We start from the raw sequence: 16870 nt of genomic DNA on the forward strand, positions 1-16870 counted from the left end.
CACGGCCGGGATCGCGTCCCGCTGCCGTGCACGACTGGCGCACCCCTCAACAGTAGGACGCGGGAGGCTCTCAGGGGCAGCCGTCGGCAGTGGTTGCCCGAATGCGTCCCAGTCATCCTCATCAGTACGGTATCCGCCGAACGGGTGAGGTTGGACCGGGACCCCCTGCTCACCCATCCGATGATCCGACAGGTCACCGCCCTGCGACCAGCCTTGTACCAGCCGTTTACCACCGGGACTCGCGCCTGGCGTGCGCCCGCCCGTACGGCCGCACGCCATGCATCCGTTCGCCTTCGCTACTCCGTCTTTACTACTCCGGGGCTCCGCCGTCCACCGGGAGGGCGGCTTCGCGCGCCGCGTCCGGGCCCTGTTCCAGGAGTACCGCGAAGCCGGCGTCGTCGAGGATGGAGAGCTTCAACTGCACGGCCTTGTCGTACTTGGAGCCGGGGTTGTCCCCGACGACGACGAAGGAGGTCTTCTTCGAGACTGATCCGGTCACCTTGGCGCCGAGGTTCTGCAGGGCCTCCTTGGCGCCGTCCCGGGTGTGGCTCTGCAAAGTGCCGGTGACGACGACGGTCAGCCCCTCCAACGGGCGGGGACCGGTCTCCTCGGCGGAACCTTCCTCCTCCATCCGGACGCCGGCCTCGCGCCACTTGCGCAGGATCTCCCGGTGCCAGTCGACGGCGAACCATTCCTTGAGGGAGGCCGCGATGATCGCGCCGACCCCGTCGGTGGCGGTGAGCTCCTCCTCGGTGGCCTGCTCGATGCGCTCGATGGACCGGAACTCGCGGGCGAGCGCCTCGGCCGCGACCGGGCCGACGTGACGGATCGACAGGCCGTTGATGATCCGGGCGAGCGGGCGTTCCTTGGCGGCCGCGATGTTCTCCAGCATCGCCAGGGCGTTCTTCTTCGGCTCGCCCTTCTGGTTGGCGAAGACCGTGACGATCTTCTCCTCGCCGGTCTTCGGATCCCGCTTGGGCAGTCCGCTGTCGGAGTCGAGGACGTACGCCTTGATGGGCAGGAGGTCCTCGATGGTGAGGCCGAAGAGGTCGCCCTCGTCCAGCATGGGCGGCCGGGCCGGCTCCAGCGGCCCGGTGAGGGCGGCGGCCGCCACCATGCCGAAGTTCTCGATGTCCAGGCTCTGGCGGCCTGCCAGGTAGAAGACCCGTTCGCGCAGCTGGGCGGGGCAGGTCTGCGCGTTGGGGCACCGGACGTCGATGTCCCCTTCCTTCATCGGCCGCAGTTCCGTCCCGCACTCGGGGCACTGGGCGGGCATGACGAACTCGCGCTCGCTGCCGTCGCGCAGGTCGACCACCGGCCCGAGGATCTCGGGGATGACGTCGCCCGCCTTGCGCAGCACGACGGTGTCCCCGATGAGCACGCCCTTGGCCTTGACGACCTCCTGGTTGTGCAGGGTCGCGAACTCGACCTCGGAGCCGGCCACCGTCACCGGCTCGACCTGCGCGTACGGGGTGACGCGACCGGTGCGACCGACGCCGACCTTGATGTCGATCAGCTTGGTGTTGACCTCTTCGGGGGCGTACTTCCACGCGATCGCCCAGCGCGGGGCGCGTGCGGTGGAGCCGAGCCGGCCCTGGAGGGCGATCTCGTCGAGCTTGACGACCACGCCGTCGATCTCGTGCTCCACCGAGTGCCGGTTCTCGCCGAAGTGGGCGATGAAATCGCGGACTTCGGCGAGCGAGGAGACCACGCTGTTGTGCTGGGCGGTGGGCAGGCCCCACTCGTGGAGCAGTTCGTACGCCTGGGACTGGCGCTCGATCTCGAAGCCCTCGCGGGCGCCGATGCCGTGGACGACCATGTGCAGCGGGCGGCTCGCGGTGACCTTGGGGTCCTTCTGCCGCAGCGAACCGGCCGCCGCGTTGCGCGGGTTGGCGAAGGGCTTGCCCTCGGCCGCCACGAGACGGGCGTTGAGCTCCTCGAACTTCTCCATCGGGAAGTAGACCTCGCCGCGGATCTCGACGAGGGCCGGGATCCGGTCGCCCTTCAGCCGGTCCGGGATGTCCGCGATGGTGCGGACGTTGGGCGTGATGTCCTCGCCGGTGCGGCCGTCGCCGCGGGTGGCGGCCCGGGTGAGACGGCCGTTCTCGTAGGTGAGGTTGACGGCGAGGCCGTCCACCTTGAGCTCGCACAGGTAGTGGAAGTCCGGGGTGTTCACGTCCCGGGCGACCCGGTCGGCCCAGGCGGACAGTTCCTCGTCGTCGAAGGCGTTGTCGAGGGAGAGCATCCGCTCCCGGTGCTCGACCGAGGCGAAGTCCGTCTCGTACGCCCCGGCCACCTTCTGGGTGGGCGAGTCGGGGGTGCGCAGCTCGGGGTACTGCTCCTCCAGCGCCTCCAGCGAGCGCAGCAGCTTGTCGAACTCGGCGTCGCTGACGACCGGCTGGTCGTTCACGTAGTACCGGAAGCGGTGCTCCTCGACCTGCTCGGCGAGCAGCTGGTGCTGCTCACGCACCGCCGCCGGTACTGCCGTGTCCTGCTGTTCGGCTGCCATGCCGTGTCCTCCCGTGCCCCGTCTCGACCGTCACTCAGGGTTGTCGGCGAGCGACCTCGCCGCCCTGACGCAATGCGCCTGCGCCGCCCGGGCGTAGGCGGGTGAAGCGCCCGCCAGACCGCACGACGGGGTGACCACGACGGACTCCGCCAGAGTCCCCGGGGCCAGTCCCAGCCTGCGCCAAAGCTTCCTGACACCCATGACGCTACCGCCAGGGTCCGACAACGGGCCGTCGGTGCCCGGCACCACTCCGGCGAAGAGTTTCACGCCGCTTTCGACGGCCTCCCCGATGGCGTCGTCCTCGCGCTCGGTGAGCAGCGAGAAATCGAACGACACGCCCGTGGCGCCGGCTCGGCGCAGCAGCCCGAAGGGGACGTCGGGGGCGCAGGAGTGCACGACGACCTCGCCGTCGTGCACGGCGAAGAGGTCCCGCAGCGCGCCTTCGACGACCTGCCGGTCGACGGCCCGGTAGGTCCGGTACCCGCTCGCGGACCGCACCCGCCCGAGCAGTACGGCCGTCAGCGAGGGCTCGTCGACCTGGAGCACGACGTCCGCCCCGGGGATCCGCTTGCGTACGTCGGCCAGGTGCTCGCGCAGGCCTTCGGCCAGCGATCCGGCCAGGTCACGGCAGGCTCCGGCGTCCTGGAGCATGGCCTCGCCGCCGTGCAGCTCCAGGGCGGTGGCGAGCGTCCACGGCCCGACCGCCTGGACCTTGAGCCTGCCGGTGTAGCCCTGGGTGAACTCCTCCAGGGCGTCGAGGTCCTCCCCGAGCCAGGACCGGGCCCGACGGGTGTCGCGTCCGGGGCGGTCGCTGATCCGCCAGCCGCTGGGCTCGACGTGCGCGTACATGTCGACGAGCAGGCCGAGGGAGCGGCCGATCATGTCGGCGCCGGGCCCCCGGGCGGGCAGTTCGGGAAGGTACGGGAACTCCTCGAAGGAACCCGTGGCGGTCTTGGCGGCCTCGCGGGCGTCGCCGCCGGGCAGCGAACCGACGCCGGTGGCGCTCGCGCTCATCGTCCGGGCCTGACGGTCAGGTCGTTGACCTCCGCGTCGCGGGGCAGGTCGACGGCCATGACGATGGTGGTCGCCACCGACTCGGCGTCGATCCAGCGCTCGGGGTCGTACTCCTTGCCCTCCTGGGAGTGCACCTTGGCCTGCATGGGGCTGGCGGTGCGTCCCGGGTAGACGGAGGTGACGCGGATGCCGTTGGGCTTCTCCTCCGCGCGCAGCGAGTCGGCGAGGGCCTTGAGCCCGTGCTTGGAGGCGGCGTACGCGCTCCAGTCGGCGTGGGCGGTGAGACCGGCTCCGGAGTTCACGAAGACGACGGTGGCCTTGGAGGCGCGCAGGGTGGGGAGCAGCAGCCGGGTCACCTCGGCGGGGGCGATCAGGTTGACGTTGAGCTGCTGGTGCCAGGTCTTGGGCCGCAGCTCGCCGACGGGGCCGAGGTCGACGATGCCCGCGATGTGCAGGAGGGAGTCGATGCGCTCCGGGATCGCCTGCTTGGAGAAGGCCCAGGAGAGCCGGTCGGGGTCGGAGAGGTCGCCCACGAGCGCCCGCGCGCCGGGGAAACGCTCGACGAGCTGCTTGCCCCGGGCGGCGTCGCGGGCGAGCAGGACGAGGTCGTCGCCGCGGGCGTGCAGCCGGGCGGCGACGGCGGCGCCGATGCCGGAGCCGGCACCGGTGATCAGGTGAGTAGCCATACCGCCATGCTCGCACCCCGCCGGTGCCCGTCAGCCCCCGGCGGCCTCTCGGTACGCGGCCTCGATCGCGGCCCGAGCGGTGGCGGCCCGTTCGGCCGCGACGGCGGGGGCGAAGGCGCTGCCGAGCACGATGTGCGGGTGCGCGGCCGCGAGCCGGGCCCGTGCGTCGCCGCGCGGCCCGGCCCACCGCTCCAGCGCCTCGTCCCGTACGGCGGCCAGCGCGGCGGCGCGGTCCGGTGCGGGCGGGTCGAAGCGGCCGCCGGAGGCCCGCCGGTGCTCTTGCCAGTGGTCCTCCCAGAACTCCACGGTCCAGCCGGGCCAGCGCGAGGCGGCCGGACGGGACCGGGCCGTGTTCAGCCACCAGCCGACCCGGCGCCGTTCCGCGTCCACGTGGATCCCCGCCTCCGCGCCCAGCCGGTGGCTCCCGTGGTCCGGGGCGTCGCGGAGCCGGTCCAGGAGATCGGGTCCCTCCTCGACGGGGTGGTCCTCGATGTCGGCCAGGACGTGGCAGCGCCCGTCCCCGGTGGTCACCACGGCCACCATCGGGTCGGGGTCGAGGATCTCCTCGTGGCCCGGCTCCAGTGGCGGGCCGGGGTACACGGTGGCGGGTTCCTCCTCCGGGCCGAGGCCGAGGTGGGCGCGCAGTCCGCGCTGGCCGTCGTACAGCCAGCGCACCTCCCACCCGGGCCAGGCGTTCCGCAGCAGCTCCAGGGTGGCGGCCCGGGTGCGCGGGGAGGCGGTCGGCCCCTCCCAGGCGAAGAGCAGCAGGAGCCCGCGGGCCGGGTCGGCGAGGACGCCCGCCTCGACCATGTCGTCGGGGTACCAGCCCTCCTCCCGGACGTGCTCGCGCATGAAGGGCAGCGCCGCCTCCGGCCCGCCGAGGAGGTCGAGTGCCAGGTCCACCGCTCCGAAGGAGGAGCGGTGGCGGGTGTGGCCTTCGGGCCCGGCGATGACGAAGACGGCGCGGTTGCCCACCGTCAGAGACCCGCGGCTTCGCGCAGCGCCGCGGCCGACTTCGTGGCGTCGTAGTCGGCCGGGACGCCCTCGACCAGGATGACCTCGCCCGGGATGTGGCGGGTGCGCTGCGGGAGGATCTCCTGGTAGGCGTCGGAGGCGTACCAGGCGCGGGCGTGCTCGATGTCCGGGAAGCCGATCATGACGATCGTGCCGGGGAAGGGGCCCTCCATGACCTCGACCTCCTTGCCGTGGACGAGGAAGCGGCCCTCGAAGGGGTCCATGGTGGACTGGACCCGCTCGATGTAGTCGAGGATCTCCTCGTTCATCGTCTCGGGGCGTATGTGGGCGATGGCGTACGCGGTCATGACAGTGCCTCCACAAGTTCCTTGTTCGATCGGCTCGTTGATCCGATCTTGTCAAGGAAGGGCCGCGGTGGCGATGACCTCCGAGGTCATGTCCCTGGCCCGGAAGGTGCGCCGGTAGCCGATCGGCGAAACGCCGAAGGCGGTACGCATGTGCTGGCGCAGGGAGTTGCCGGAGCCGAACCCGGACCGGTGCGCGACCAGGTCGACGGAGAGGTCCGTGGTCTCCAGCAAGTGGCGTGCGGCTTCGAGGCGTTGACCGGTGAGCCACTGGACCGGGGTCATGCCGACCTCGTCGCGGAAGCGCCGGGTGAAGGTGCGCAGGCTCATCCGGGCGTGGGCGGCGAGCTCGGCGAGGGTCAGCGGTTCGTCGAGGTGGTCCAGGGCCCAGGCGCGGGTGGCGGTCGTGGTGGCGACGGTGGGCTCCGGGACGGGCCGGTCGATGTACTGGGCCTGGCCGCCGTCGCGCCAGGGGGGTACGACGCACATGCGGGCGGCGCGGTTGGTGACGGCGACGCCGTGGTCGCGGCGGATCAGGTGCAGGCACAGGTCGACTCCGGCGGAGACCCCGGCGGAGGTCAGGACGTCGCCGTCGTCGACGAAGAGGACGTCCTCGTCGATGCGGACCCGGGGGTAGGCGCGGCGGAACTCGGCGGCGAGGTTCCAGTGCGTCGTCGCGGGGCGGCCGTCGAGGAGTCCGGCGGCGGCGAGCACATAGGAACCGGAGCAGATCGAGACCAGGCGGGTGCCGGGGCGGATGCCCGCGATGGCCGCGGCGACCTCGGGGGGCAGCGGGCCCCCGTCGGCCAGCTCGGGCATGGCGTGGGTGGGCGGGACGATCACGGTGTCGGCGGTGACGAGGGCCTCGGGCCCGGCGGCGGGCTGGAGGGTGAACCCGGAGTCGCTGAGCACGGGACGGCCGTCGGCGGTGCAGACGACCACCTCGTACAGGGCCTCGCCGGCCTCGTCGACGGCGCTGCCGAAGACGCGGGAGGGGATGCCCAGCTCGAACGGGGGGAAGCCGGGCAGGGCGAGCACCGCGATCCGGTGCCGGTCCTGCCCGCCGGTCGCGGCCGCCGTACGCATCTCACCCATTTCGCTGATTTCACCCATGGCCAGATCCTGTCACATAGTGGCCATTCGGCCAACACCGCCGGGTGCCGCGCTGCCCGAATCTGGGACGTGTCGCCGGGGAAGGCTCCGGTGCCGACACAGCCGAACGGAACGAGGAGAACAGACATGCGCGCGATCGTCGTGAGCGAGTGGGGCGGCCCCGAGACCCTGGTCGAGCGGGAGATCGAGCGGCCCGAGCCGGGCCTGAACGAGATCCTGGTGCGCGTCCACGCGGCCGGCGTGAACCCGGTCGACTGGAAGACGCGGGGCAGCGGGGGCCTGATCGCCTGGGGCGAGGTCCCGATCGTCGGCTGGGACGTCTCGGGCACGGTGGAGGCGGTGGGCCCCGGCGTGACCCTCTACGCGCCGGGCGACGAGGTGTACGGAATGCCGAGCTTCCCCCGCCAGGCCGGCGGCTACGCCGAGTACGTGGTGGGCCCGGCCCGGCACTTCGCCCGCAAGCCCGCCTCGCTGGACCACGTACGGGCGGCCGCGCTGCCGCTGGCGGCGCTGACCGCCTGGCAGGCGCTGGTGGACACGGCCGGGGTCTCGGCCGGACAGCGGGTCCTGGTCCACGCGGCGGCGGGCGGCGTCGGCCACCTGGCCGTGCAGATCGCCAAGGCCCGGGGCGCGTACGTGATCGGCACCGCGAGCGCGGGCAAGCACGACGTGCTCCGGGACCTCGGCGCCGACGAGGTGATCGACTACCGCTCCACCGACTTCGAGGACGCCGTCACGGACGTGGACGTCGTGATCGACGCCCTCGGCGGGGACCACGGGCAGCGCTCGCTGAAGGTCCTGAAGCCGGGCGGGCACCTGATCACCCTGCCCGGTCCGGACGGCCTGCCGGCCGACCCGGGGGCCGTGCGGGCCTCCTGGGTGCTGGTGGAGCCCGACCTCAAGGGGCTGGAGGAGATCGCGGCGCTGGCCGACAAGGGGCTGCTCCGCCCGCTGGTCGACACGGTGCTGCCGCTGGAAGAGGCGGCCAGGGCCCACGAGATCGGCGAGCTGGGCCGCACCACCGGCAAGATCGTCCTCACCGTGGCCTGACGGCCCGGGGCTCGGGCGAGGTCACATGGGCCTCGCGAACATCTGGACGGCGCGGTCGCCGGAGACTCCGATGCCCGTCTCGGTGAAGTTGCAGTTCAGGATGTTGCCCTTGTGGCCGGCGCTGTTCATCCAGCCGTCGACGTGGGCCTTGGAGTCCGGGTAGCCCGGGCCGGAGACGTTCTCGGCCCATGCGCTCCACTGGTAGCCGACCTTGGCGAGCCGTGCCTCCTCGTTCGAGCCGTCGGAGCCCGTGTGCCCGGTGAGGTTGTTGCGTGCCATGTCCTCGGCGTGCCCCTGCGCGGCCTGGGTGAGCTTGGCGTTCTCGACCAGCGGCTCGCAGTTGGCCTTGGCCCGCTCGGCGTTGACGAGCGCGAGGATCTCGCTCGCCGACGTCTGGGTGGCGACCGCGGGTGCGGCGGCGGACGCCGTGCCCGCGGCGACACCGGAGAACAGCAGTGGGATCGCGCAGGCGGCGACACAGACGCGGCGGAGCGAACGGGTTCTCGTCTTCATGATTCCCCTTGGCGGTAGGACCGGGGATGGACCCCCTCCGCTCCCCGGCGCCCCCCACTTCCACCTCCGAGTCTGGGCGCGCCACCCGCGGCCCGCACTCGGTGCAGGTCAGAGCGCGGCGGCCGCCGCCCGCCGCGTGGTGGCGATGGTGGCGGAGCCGACCACGCGCGTGCCGTCGTACAGCACGATCGCCTGGCCGGGGGCCACGCCCCGGACCGGCTCGGTGAAGGAGACGTGCAGCTCGCCGTCAACGAGCTCGGCGAAGACCTCGGTCTCGCCGCCGTGGGCGCGCAGCTGGGCGGTGTACGTGCCCGGGGCGGCGGCCGTGGAGCCGCACCAGCGGGGGCGGATCGCGGTCAGGGCGGTGACGTCGAGGGCCTCGGCGGGGCCGACGGTGACGGTGTTGTTCACCGGGGAGATGTCGAGGACGTAGCGCGGCTTGCCGTCGGGGGCGGGGTGGCCGATGCGCAGGCCCTTGCGCTGCCCGATGGTGAAACCGAAGGCGCCGTCGTGGGTGCCGACCTTCTCGCCCGTCGCCTCGTCGACGATGTCGCCCTCGGCCTTGCCGAGGCGCTTGGCGAGGAAGCCCTGGGTGTCGCCGTCGGCGATGAAGCAGATGTCGTGGCTGTCGGGCTTCTTCGCCACGGCGAGGCCCCGGCGCTCGGCCTCGGCGCGGATCTCGTCCTTGGTGGTGACCGTGTCGCCGAGCGGGAAGAGGGCGTGGGCCAGCTGCTTCTCGTCGAGGACGCCGAGGACGTACGACTGGTCCTTGGCGATGTCCGAGGCGCGGTGCATCTCCCGCGTGCCGTCCTCGTTCTCCACGATGGTCGCGTAGTGGCCGGTGCAGACGGCGTCGAAGCCGAGGGCGAGGGCCTTGTCGAGCAGCGCCGCGAACTTGATCTTCTCGTTGCAGCGCAGGCAGGGGTTGGGAGTGCGCCCGGCCTCGTACTCGGAGATGAAGTCCTCCACCACGTCCTCGCGGAAGCGGTCGGCGAGGTCCCAGCAGTAGAAGGGGATGCCGATGACGTCGGCCGCGCGGCGGGCGTCGCGGGAGTCCTCGATGGTGCAGCAGCCGCGGGCGCCGGTCCGGAAGGACTGCGGGTTCGCGGAGAGCGCCAGGTGGACGCCGGTCACGTCGTGCCCGGCTTCGACCGCGCGGGCGGCGGCGACGGCGGAGTCCACTCCGCCGGACATGGCGGCCAGGACGCGGAGGGGGCGGGCGGTGCGCGGCAGGTTCTCAGTCATAGCACCGTCCAGGGTACGGGGAACCGCAAGGGGTCACGCCACGTTAACGGCTGTGGGGGGTGCATCACATGGGGAAGCAGGGAAACGGCGAGGTGAAGAAGGCGCCGGGCACGGGCAGGACGCGCAGGGCGGTGCTGTTCGGGGGGCTCGGGATCTTCACGGTGGCGGCGATCGCCGGGCGGGACGAGATCCGCCGGGGCTGGTGGCTGGTTCCGGGGGTGGCCAAGCCGCGCAAGGAGGGCGAGCTCGACCACGCGGGCGCGAGCTGGACGGCGGCCTCGCCGGCGAACTGGCGGATGGCGGACCGGCCGGACGACTACCGGGTGGACCGGATCGTCGTGCACGTCACGCAGGGCGGCTTCGAGTCCTCGGTGGACGCCTTCAAGAACCCGTGGCACAAGGCCTCGGCGCACTACATCGTGCGCGGGGACGGCCATGTGGAGCAGATGGTGCGCGAGCTCGACGTCGCGTTCCACTCGGGCAGCCGCTCGATGAACGAGCGCAGCGTCGGCATCGAGCACGTCGGCTTCGTGGACCGGCCGAAGGACTTCACGGACGCGATGTACGAGGCGTCCGCCGTGCTCGCGGCCGACATCTGCCGCCGCTACGGCATACCGGCGGACCGCAAGCACATCCTGGGCCACTCCGAGGTCCCGGGCGCCGACCACACGGATCCGGGCCCGAACTGGGACTGGGGCAGGTACATCGCGCTCGTGCGGTCACACATACCGTCGTAGGACCCGGGGAGTCAGCTGAGGCCCGCCGTTCGGGCGCGTTCCACGGCCGGGCCGATGGCCGCGGCCAGGGCCGCCACGTCCTCCTTGGTGGAGGTGTGGCCCAGGGAGAAGCGCAGGGTGCCGCGGGCGAGTTTCGGGTCGGTGCCGGTGGCCAGCAGGACGTGGCTGGGCTGGGCCACGCCGGCGGTGCAGGCCGAACCGGTGGAGCACTCGATGCCCTGGGCGTCGAGCAGCAGCAACAGGGAGTCGCCCTCGCAGCCGGGGAAGCTGAAGTGGGCGTTGGCGGGGAGCCGGTCGTCGGGATCGCCCCCGAGGACGGCGTCCGGCACGGCCGCGAGGACGGCGGCGACGAGTTCGTCGCGCAGGGCGCCGATCTCGGCGGCGAAGCGCTCGCGCCGTTCGGCGGCGAGTACGGCCGCGACCGCGAAGGAGGCGATGGCGGGCACGTCGAGGGTCCCGGAACGCACGTGCCGCTCCTGGCCGCCGCCGTGCAGGACGGGCACGGGGGTCTGGTCGCGGCCGAGGAGCAGGGCGCCGATGCCGTAGGGGCCGCCGATCTTGTGGCCGCTGACGGTCAACGCGGCGAGACCGCTGTCGCCGAACCGGACGTCGAGCTGCCCGAAGGCCTGGACGGCGTCGGAATGCAGGGGGATCCCGTACTCCCCCGCGACGTCGGCCAGTTCGCGGACCGGCATGACGGTGCCGATCTCGTTGTTGGCCCACATGACGGTGGCCAGGGCCACGTCCTCGGGGTTGCGCTCGACGGCTTCGCGGAGGACCTCGGGGTGCACGCGGCCGTGGCGGTCCACGGGCAGGTACTCGACCTGCGCGCCCTCGTGCTCGGCGAGCCAGTGGACGGCGTCGAGCACGGCGTGGTGCTCGACGGGGCTGGCGAGGACCCGGGTGCGGGCGGGGTCGGCGTCGCGCCGGGCCCAGTAGAGGCCCTTGACGGCGAGGTTGTCGGCCTCGGTGCCGCCGGCGGTGAAGACCACCTCGCTCGGGCGTGCGCCGATCGCCTCGGCGAAGGCCTCGCGGGCCTCCTCGACGGTACGGCGGGCCCGGCGGCCGGCGGCGTGGAGGGAGGACGCGTTCCCCGTCGCGGAGAACTGCGCGGTCATCGCCGCGGCGGCCTCCGGCAGCATCGGGGTGGTTGCGGCGTGGTCGAGGTAGGCCATGATCCCCCGATTCTACGAGTCGCGTCGGGGGCGCTCGCGCCCGGCGGGACCTTGGCCCTGCCGGGCGGGCGGGTGGGGGGCTCGGCCGGTGCGGGGGCCGCTGCGCGGAGCCGGTCTCCGCCCCGCCCTTTCTCCGTTTCCCGGGACTCCGCCCCGGACCCGGTCCTCAAACGCCGGACGGGCTGCAATGCTTCGGGGCTCCGCCCCGGACCCCGCGCCTCGAACGCCGGCGGGCCTTTACTTCGGCCGGCGGGGGGCTCGGGCCAGTTGGCGGGACTGGGCGACCAGGTGGTTCTCGGAGTCCCAGACCTCGGCGTCCTCCTCCAGCAGGCCTCCGGCCAGGTTCCGGGTGGCGATCGACACCCGGAGGGGGCCGGGGGCGGGGCGGCGGCGGATGTGGGTGGTGAGCTCCACCGTGGGGGCCCAGCCGATCAGGCCCAGGTCGAAGACGGTCGGCGGCAGCGCGTCCACCGCGAGGAGCATGGACAGCGGATCGGCGTCGCGGCCGTCGGCCAGCTCGAACCAGGCCCGCATCTCGCCCTTGCCGGAGGGCGCGCCGACGGCCCAGCCCGCCGTCGCCGGGTCCAGGCGCAGCCGGAGCCGGTCGACGATCGCCGAACTGCCGGGGATCGGGGCCGAGCCCGCCTCGGCGCCGAGGCAGTCCTCGTACGCGGGCATCACGGGCGCGGTGGCGGTCGTACGGACGTCCTCGGGGAGCGAGGCGAGGTCGCCGTAGGAGGCGAGGACGCGGATGCGCTCCACCTCGGCGCCGTTCTCGTCGAACTGGAACAGCGAGGCCTGGCCGGTGGAGAGGGTGCGGCCGACGCGGACGACCTGCGTGCGGATCACGGCGGGGCCGGGCACCGAGGAGGTCAGGTAGTGCGCCGAGACGGTGAACGGGTCCGGGTGCGGGAGGGCCGCCGACAGGGCCCGGCCCACCAGGGCCAGCAGGTAGCCGCCGTTGACGGCGGTGATGATCGTCCAGCCGGCGGAGAGTTCCGCGTCGTACACCCCGGGCTCGTCCGCGCGGGCGGTGACGGTGGTGTCGCGGTCGAACTCGCTGTCGCCGATGGTTGCCTTGGCAGCTGCATGTGACATGAAAACGACGGTACACCGGCTTGCTACTAAGCGGTAGCTTTGTTGGCCGCCCGGTTTGGCTACGGCTCTTCGGCCACGGACGAGCGGCGGTTCCAGGCCAGCGGGGCCCGCCAGTGATAGCGCATCGCGAGCAGCCGCAGGACGAACGTGGTGACGATCGCCAGGCCGGTGGTGACGGCGTTGAGGGCCTCGAAACGGATGCAGAGGGCGACCATCGAGGCACCGACGAGGGCTGGGACGGCGTACATCTCGCGGTCGCGCAGCAGCGAGGGCACCTCGTTGACGAGCACGTCGCGCAGGACGCCGCCGCCGACGGCGGTCGCCACGCCCAGCGCGGCGGACGCGGTGAGGCCGAGGCCGAACCCGTACGCCTTGGTCGTGCCCGTCACGCAGAACAGGCCGAGGCCGGCCGCGTCGAAGACGTTGATGGCCCGGTTGATCCGCTGGACCTCGGGGTGCAGGAAGTAGACGATGCCGGCGGCGACGAGCGGGGTGATGAAGAAGCTGAGCTCACCGAAGGCTGCCGGGGGGACGGCACCGATGACGAGGTCGCGGAAGAGGCCACCGCCGAGGGCGGTGACCAGGGCGAGGACCGCGATGCCGAAGACGTCGAAGTTCTTGCGGACTGCGAGCAGGGCGCCGGCGGTGGCGAAGACGAAGATGCCGGCGAGGTCCAGGGCATGCTGGATCCCCGCCGGGAAGAGATCGTGGGGCACCGGGCCATTGTCGCCCGACGGGGGGCGGGGGGGTGCCGGGGCCCGCCCCGTACCGGTCGGCGCCGCCGGGGAGCTGCCCCGAACCCGCGCGCCTCACGGGCTGCCGGGGCTGGATCGAGCTGCCCGATGCGGTCCGGTGCGGCGCCGCTGCCGGGCTCTGCCCGGACCCGCTCCTCAAACTCCCCCGGCTACCGCTGGGAGGTGCCCCCTGGAGGGGCTGGATTTCCCCCGCCCCGGCCGAGGCCGAAAGCCCCGGGCAGAGGGCGGAGCGACGGGAGCCCCGGCGCCGCGCGGCGGAAGGACCGTGGCGGCCGGAGCACGGCGCGCACCGGAACCGGCGAGGCCGAACGGGCACCGCGCGGCGGGACCGGCGAGGTCGGGGGTTGGCCCGGCCCCGCCGGGGTTCGGCCGCTACACCGACGGCGTGTCCACCGCGTCCGCCGCTCCCGGCAGGGGCTTGTCGCCCGGGGCCTGGTCGGGGGCGTTCTCCGGGTGGTGGCAGGCCACCTGGTGGCCCGTCTTCAGGGCCACCAGCGGCGGCTCCTGCGTCGTGCAGATCTGCGTCGCCTTCCAGCACCGCGTGTGGAAGCGGCATCCGCTCGGTGGCGAGATCGGCGACGGCACGTCGCCCTTGAGCAGGATGCGGCCGCTCTTCGCACCGCGCCGGCGCGGGTCCGGGACCGGCACCGCCGACATCAGGGCCGTCGTGTACGGGTGCATCGGCGCGTCGTACAGCGACTTGTTGTCGGCCAGCTCGACGATCTTGCCGAGGTACATCACCGCGATGCGGTCCGACACGTGCCGGATGACCGACAGGTCGTGCGCGATGATCACGTACGTGAGGCCGAGCTCCTCCTGGAGGTCGTCCAGCAGGTTGACCACCTGGGCCTGGATGGAGACGTCCAGGGCCGAGACGGGCTCGTCGGCCACGACCAGCTTCGGCTTCAGGGCCAGCGCGCGGGCGATGCCGATGCGCTGGCGCTGGCCGCCGGAGAACTCGTGCGGGTAGCGGTTGTAGTGCTCCGGGTTGAGGCCCACCAGGGAGAGGAGGCGCTGGACCTCCGCCTTGAGGCCGCCCTCCGGGGTGACCCCCTGGAGCTTGAACGGCGCGCTGACGATGGTGCCCACCGTGTGGCGCGGGTTCAGGGAGCCGTACGGGTCCTGGAAGATCATCTGCACGTCGCGGCGCATCGGGCGCATGCCCGCCACACCCAGGTGCGTGATGTCCTTGCCCTCGAACTCGACGGTGCCACCGGTCGGTTCGAGCAGCCGCGTGATCAGCCGGCCCATGGTGGACTTGCCGCAGCCGGACTCGCCGACGACACCGAGGGTCTCGCCGCGCCGGACGTCGAAGTCGATGCCGTCGACGGCCTTGACCGCGCCGGCCTGCCTGCGCAGCAGTCCCTTGGTGATCGGGAAGTGCTTCGTCAGCCCGGTGACCTTGAGCAGCACCTCGGGGGTGGCGACGGCGTCGGGAGAGTCGGTGGCCTGCGCCGGGATGGACGCGGTGGCCGTCTTCTTCTTGTCAGGCGTGTCGGTCACAGCTTCGGCGCAATCTCTTCGGTCCAGATCCGGGTCCGCTCCTCCGCCGACATGTGGCAGGCGGACCAGTGGCGGCTGCCGTCCTCCTCGACCAGCTCCGGCCGGACCGTGCGGGTCACGTTGCCCTTGGGTACGTCGGCGTACGGGCAGCGGGGGTTGAAGGCGCAGCCGCTCGGGATGTTGATCAGGCTGGGCGGCGAGCCCTTGACCGGGATGAGGCGCTCGGTCTGCTCGCGGTCGATGCGCGGCATCGAGCCCAGCAGGCCCCAGGTGTACGGGTGGCGGGGCTCGTAGAAGACCTTCTCGGCGGTGCCCCGCTCGACGCACCGGCCGCCGTACATCACGAGGAGTTCGTCGGCCATCTCGGCGACCACGCCCAGGTCGTGCGTGATCATGATGACCGCGGAGCCGAACTCCTTCTGCAGATCCCGGATGAGGTCGAGGATCTGGGCCTGGACGGTGACGTCCAGGGCGGTCGTCGGCTCGTCCGCGATGAGCAGTTCGGGGTTGTTGACCAGCGCCATCGCGATCATCGCGCGCTGGCGCATGCCGCCGGAGAACTCGTGCGGGTAGCTGTCGACCCGCTTGTGCGGCTCGGGGATGCCCACGCGGTCGAGCAGCTCGACCGCACGCGTGCGGGCGACCTTCTTGTCGACCTTGTTGTGGACCCGGTAGGCCTCGGCGATCTGCTTGCCGATGGTGAAGTACGGGTGCATCGCGGACAGCGGGTCCTGGAAGATCATCGCGATCTCCCGGCCGCGCAGCCTGCGCACCTCGTCCTCGTCGGCGGAGAGCAGTTCCTTGCCGTTGAGCCAGATCTCGCCGGAGATCTGCGCCCGCTGGCGGCCGTACTGGCCCACGCGGTGCAGGCCCATGATGCCCAGCGAGGTGACGGACTTGCCGGAGCCGGACTCGCCCACGATGCCGAGGGTCTTGCCCTTCTCCAGCGAGAAGGAGAGTCCGTCGACCGACTTGACCAGGCCGTCCTCGGTCGGGAAGTGCACCTTGAGGTCACGGACCTCGAGGAAGGAGCCGGAGGGCTCCCCCGGGCCGCCGACGGGCTCGTTCAGAGCTCCGGTCTTGGTCAGTTCGGTCATGACAGCCTCACTCGGGGGTCGATCACCGCGTACATGAGGTCAACGATGAGGTTCGCCGCGACGACGAAGAAGGCGGAGATCAGGGTGATGCCGAGGATGACCGGCAGGTCGTGGTCGCTGATGGCACGGACGGCGCTGTAGCCGAGGCCGTGCAGCGAGAACGTGGACTCGGTGAGCACCGCGCCGCCCATCAGGGCGCCGAGGTCCAGGCCGAGGACGGTCAGGATCGGGGTCATCGTCGAACGCATCGCGTGCTTGCCGATGACGACCGGTTCCGTCAGGCCCTTGGCGCGGGCCGTGCGGATGTAGTCCTCGTTGAGGACTTCGAGCATGGTCGCGCGGGTGAGCCGCGCGTACATCGCCGCGTAGAGGAAGGCGAGCGAGACCCACGGCAGGACCATGCCGTTGAACCACTTGCCGGGATCCTCGGCGAAGGTCGCCTCCGGCCTGCCGAACCAGCCGAGCTGGTCGGAGAAGAAGGCGATGAAGAGCATGCCCGTGAAGTAGATGGGGAGGGAGACGCCGGCGAGGGCGACGCCCATCGCCGAACGGTCCAGGACCGTGCCGCGCTTGAGCGCGGAGACGACGCCGGTGGCGACACCGCCGATGACCCAGATGACGACGGCGCCGGCGGCGAGGGAGAGGGTGACCGGCAGCCAGTCCAGCAGCAGCGGCCAGACCTCCTGCTCGGTCTTGAAGGAGTAGCCGAAGCAGGGCGCGGCGCATTGCGTGACGTCGGAGCCGTTGGCGTACGTACGACCCGCCACCAGCCCGACGACGAACTTGCCGAACTGGACGAGGATCGGGTCGTTGAGACCCATCTTCTGCCGGATGCCCTCGATCGCGGCGGGGTCGGACTGCTTACCGACGAAGTACAGAGCCGGATCGGTCCCGATCAGCTTCGGGAAGAGGAAGAAGATTCCGAAGGTCACCAGTGTGATGACCAACAGCATGACGATGACGGCGAAGATCCGTCGGGTGAGATATGCAAGCACTGCGCTCGGCCTGGCTGCGGCCCGGGGGCGCCCCCTTCTGGAGAGCGCCCCCAAGCCGTAC

16 protein-coding genes are annotated in these 16870 nt (G+C 72.1%); 2 read left to right on the plus strand and 14 right to left on the minus strand.

Going from position 1 to position 16870, the window contains the following annotated elements; genetic code table 11:
- Nucleotides 1-310: 310 nt before the first annotated feature.
- The 6 genes from ligA to ACFYZL_RS20470 are packed head-to-tail and all read right to left on the minus strand — an operon-like array spanning nt 311 to nt 6641.
- Nucleotides 311-2509 carry an NAD-dependent DNA ligase LigA gene (gene ligA / locus ACFYZL_RS20445; RefSeq protein ID WP_384753628.1) on the minus strand — a complete coding sequence of 733 codons (2199 nt, stop codon included), beginning with the start codon at nt 2507-2509 and terminating at the stop codon, nt 311-313.
- A 30-nt stretch (nt 2510-2539) separates the two neighbouring features.
- A complete protein-coding gene (locus ACFYZL_RS20450; RefSeq protein ID WP_388680641.1) occupies nt 2540-3523 on the minus strand; it encodes a methionine synthase in 984 nt (327 codons plus the stop codon).
- Nucleotides 3520-4209: an SDR family oxidoreductase gene (locus tag ACFYZL_RS20455; RefSeq protein WP_384753623.1), complete on the minus strand. Its 690-nt coding sequence runs from the start codon at nt 4207-4209 to the stop codon at nt 3520-3522. Before ACFYZL_RS20455 ends, ACFYZL_RS20450 begins: the two co-directional genes overlap by 4 nt.
- Before the next feature lie 30 nt (nt 4210-4239).
- Nucleotides 4240-5184: a hypothetical protein gene (locus tag ACFYZL_RS20460; protein WP_384753620.1), complete on the minus strand. Its 945-nt coding sequence runs from the start codon at nt 5182-5184 to the stop codon at nt 4240-4242.
- A gap of 2 nt (nt 5185-5186) precedes the next feature.
- A complete protein-coding gene (locus tag ACFYZL_RS20465; RefSeq protein ID WP_384594870.1) occupies nt 5187-5531 on the minus strand; it encodes a DUF1330 domain-containing protein in 345 nt (114 codons plus the stop codon).
- A gap of 51 nt (nt 5532-5582) precedes the next feature.
- Nucleotides 5583-6641 carry a GlxA family transcriptional regulator gene (locus ACFYZL_RS20470; protein WP_388680646.1) on the minus strand — a complete coding sequence of 353 codons (1059 nt, stop codon included), beginning with the start codon at nt 6639-6641 and terminating at the stop codon, nt 5583-5585.
- Between the two features lie 126 nt (nt 6642-6767).
- Between ACFYZL_RS20470 and ACFYZL_RS20475 the strand changes: the two genes are divergently transcribed.
- Entirely contained in the window at nt 6768-7691 is a 924-nt protein-coding gene (locus ACFYZL_RS20475; protein ID WP_388680649.1) for an NADP-dependent oxidoreductase, read from the plus strand.
- A gap of 21 nt (nt 7692-7712) precedes the next feature.
- Here the strand turns inward: ACFYZL_RS20475 and ACFYZL_RS20480 are convergent, their stop codons facing one another.
- Nucleotides 7713-8204 (minus strand): CAP domain-containing protein, encoded by a 492-nt coding sequence (locus ACFYZL_RS20480; RefSeq protein ID WP_384753614.1) that lies wholly within the window; start codon nt 8202-8204, stop codon nt 7713-7715.
- A 108-nt stretch (nt 8205-8312) separates the two neighbouring features.
- Nucleotides 8313-9449 carry a tRNA 2-thiouridine(34) synthase MnmA gene (mnmA, locus tag ACFYZL_RS20485; RefSeq protein ID WP_384594881.1) on the minus strand — a complete coding sequence of 379 codons (1137 nt, stop codon included), beginning with the start codon at nt 9447-9449 and terminating at the stop codon, nt 8313-8315.
- Between the two features lie 68 nt (nt 9450-9517).
- Between mnmA and ACFYZL_RS20490 the strand changes: the two genes are divergently transcribed.
- Nucleotides 9518-10186, plus strand: a complete 669-nt coding sequence (locus tag ACFYZL_RS20490; protein WP_384753611.1) for an N-acetylmuramoyl-L-alanine amidase — start codon at nt 9518-9520, stop codon at nt 10184-10186.
- A gap of 11 nt (nt 10187-10197) precedes the next feature.
- On the opposite strand, the gene ACFYZL_RS20495 is transcribed toward ACFYZL_RS20490, so the two are convergent.
- The 6 genes from ACFYZL_RS20495 to ACFYZL_RS20520 form a co-directional block, all read right to left on the minus strand.
- Nucleotides 10198-11361 (minus strand): cysteine desulfurase family protein, encoded by a 1164-nt coding sequence (locus ACFYZL_RS20495; protein WP_384753609.1) that lies wholly within the window; start codon nt 11359-11361, stop codon nt 10198-10200.
- A 237-nt stretch (nt 11362-11598) separates the two neighbouring features.
- Complete coding sequence (locus ACFYZL_RS20500) at nt 11599-12459, minus strand: thioesterase family protein (RefSeq protein WP_384753064.1); 861 nt, start codon at nt 12457-12459, stop codon at nt 11599-11601.
- A 59-nt stretch (nt 12460-12518) separates the two neighbouring features.
- A complete protein-coding gene (locus ACFYZL_RS20505; protein WP_384753062.1) occupies nt 12519-13175 on the minus strand; it encodes a trimeric intracellular cation channel family protein in 657 nt (218 codons plus the stop codon).
- A 411-nt stretch (nt 13176-13586) separates the two neighbouring features.
- Nucleotides 13587-14675 (minus strand): ABC transporter ATP-binding protein, encoded by a 1089-nt coding sequence (locus ACFYZL_RS20510; RefSeq protein WP_384753072.1) that lies wholly within the window; start codon nt 14673-14675, stop codon nt 13587-13589.
- A gap of 38 nt (nt 14676-14713) precedes the next feature.
- Nucleotides 14714-15814 carry an ABC transporter ATP-binding protein gene (locus ACFYZL_RS20515; protein WP_388680656.1) on the minus strand — a complete coding sequence of 367 codons (1101 nt, stop codon included), beginning with the start codon at nt 15812-15814 and terminating at the stop codon, nt 14714-14716.
- Complete coding sequence (locus ACFYZL_RS20520) at nt 15811-16809, minus strand: ABC transporter permease (protein ID WP_384753057.1); 999 nt, start codon at nt 16807-16809, stop codon at nt 15811-15813. The genes ACFYZL_RS20515 and ACFYZL_RS20520 overlap by 4 nt, the downstream gene beginning before the upstream one ends.
- Between the last annotated feature and the right edge of the window lie 61 nt (nt 16810-16870).

The organism is Streptomyces sp. NPDC001717, assembly GCF_042892775.1.
Lineage (GTDB): Bacteria > Actinomycetota > Actinomycetes > Streptomycetales > Streptomycetaceae > Streptomyces.

Coding starts and splice junctions, on each gene's coding strand:
- ligA (WP_384753628.1), bottom strand. CDS start 2,509: ATGGCAGCCGAACAGCAGGACACGGCAGTACCGGCGGCGGTGCGTGAG.
- mnmA (WP_384594881.1), bottom strand. CDS start 9,449: ATGACTGAGAACCTGCCGCGCACCGCCCGCCCCCTCCGCGTCCTGGCC.
- ACFYZL_RS20500 (WP_384753064.1), bottom strand. CDS start 12,459: ATGTCACATGCAGCTGCCAAGGCAACCATCGGCGACAGCGAGTTCGAC.
- ACFYZL_RS20480 (WP_384753614.1), bottom strand. CDS start 8,204: ATGAAGACGAGAACCCGTTCGCTCCGCCGCGTCTGTGTCGCCGCCTGC.
- ACFYZL_RS20455 (WP_384753623.1), bottom strand. CDS start 4,209: ATGGCTACTCACCTGATCACCGGTGCCGGCTCCGGCATCGGCGCCGCC.
- ACFYZL_RS20465 (WP_384594870.1), bottom strand. CDS start 5,531: ATGACCGCGTACGCCATCGCCCACATACGCCCCGAGACGATGAACGAG.
- ACFYZL_RS20475 (WP_388680649.1), top strand. CDS start 6,768: ATGCGCGCGATCGTCGTGAGCGAGTGGGGCGGCCCCGAGACCCTGGTC.
- ACFYZL_RS20515 (WP_388680656.1), bottom strand. CDS start 15,814: ATGACCGAACTGACCAAGACCGGAGCTCTGAACGAGCCCGTCGGCGGC.
- ACFYZL_RS20470 (WP_388680646.1), bottom strand. CDS start 6,641: ATGGGTGAAATCAGCGAAATGGGTGAGATGCGTACGGCGGCCGCGACC.
- ACFYZL_RS20450 (WP_388680641.1), bottom strand. CDS start 3,523: ATGAGCGCGAGCGCCACCGGCGTCGGTTCGCTGCCCGGCGGCGACGCC.
- ACFYZL_RS20490 (WP_384753611.1), top strand. CDS start 9,518: ATGGGGAAGCAGGGAAACGGCGAGGTGAAGAAGGCGCCGGGCACGGGC.
- ACFYZL_RS20495 (WP_384753609.1), bottom strand. CDS start 11,361: ATGGCCTACCTCGACCACGCCGCAACCACCCCGATGCTGCCGGAGGCC.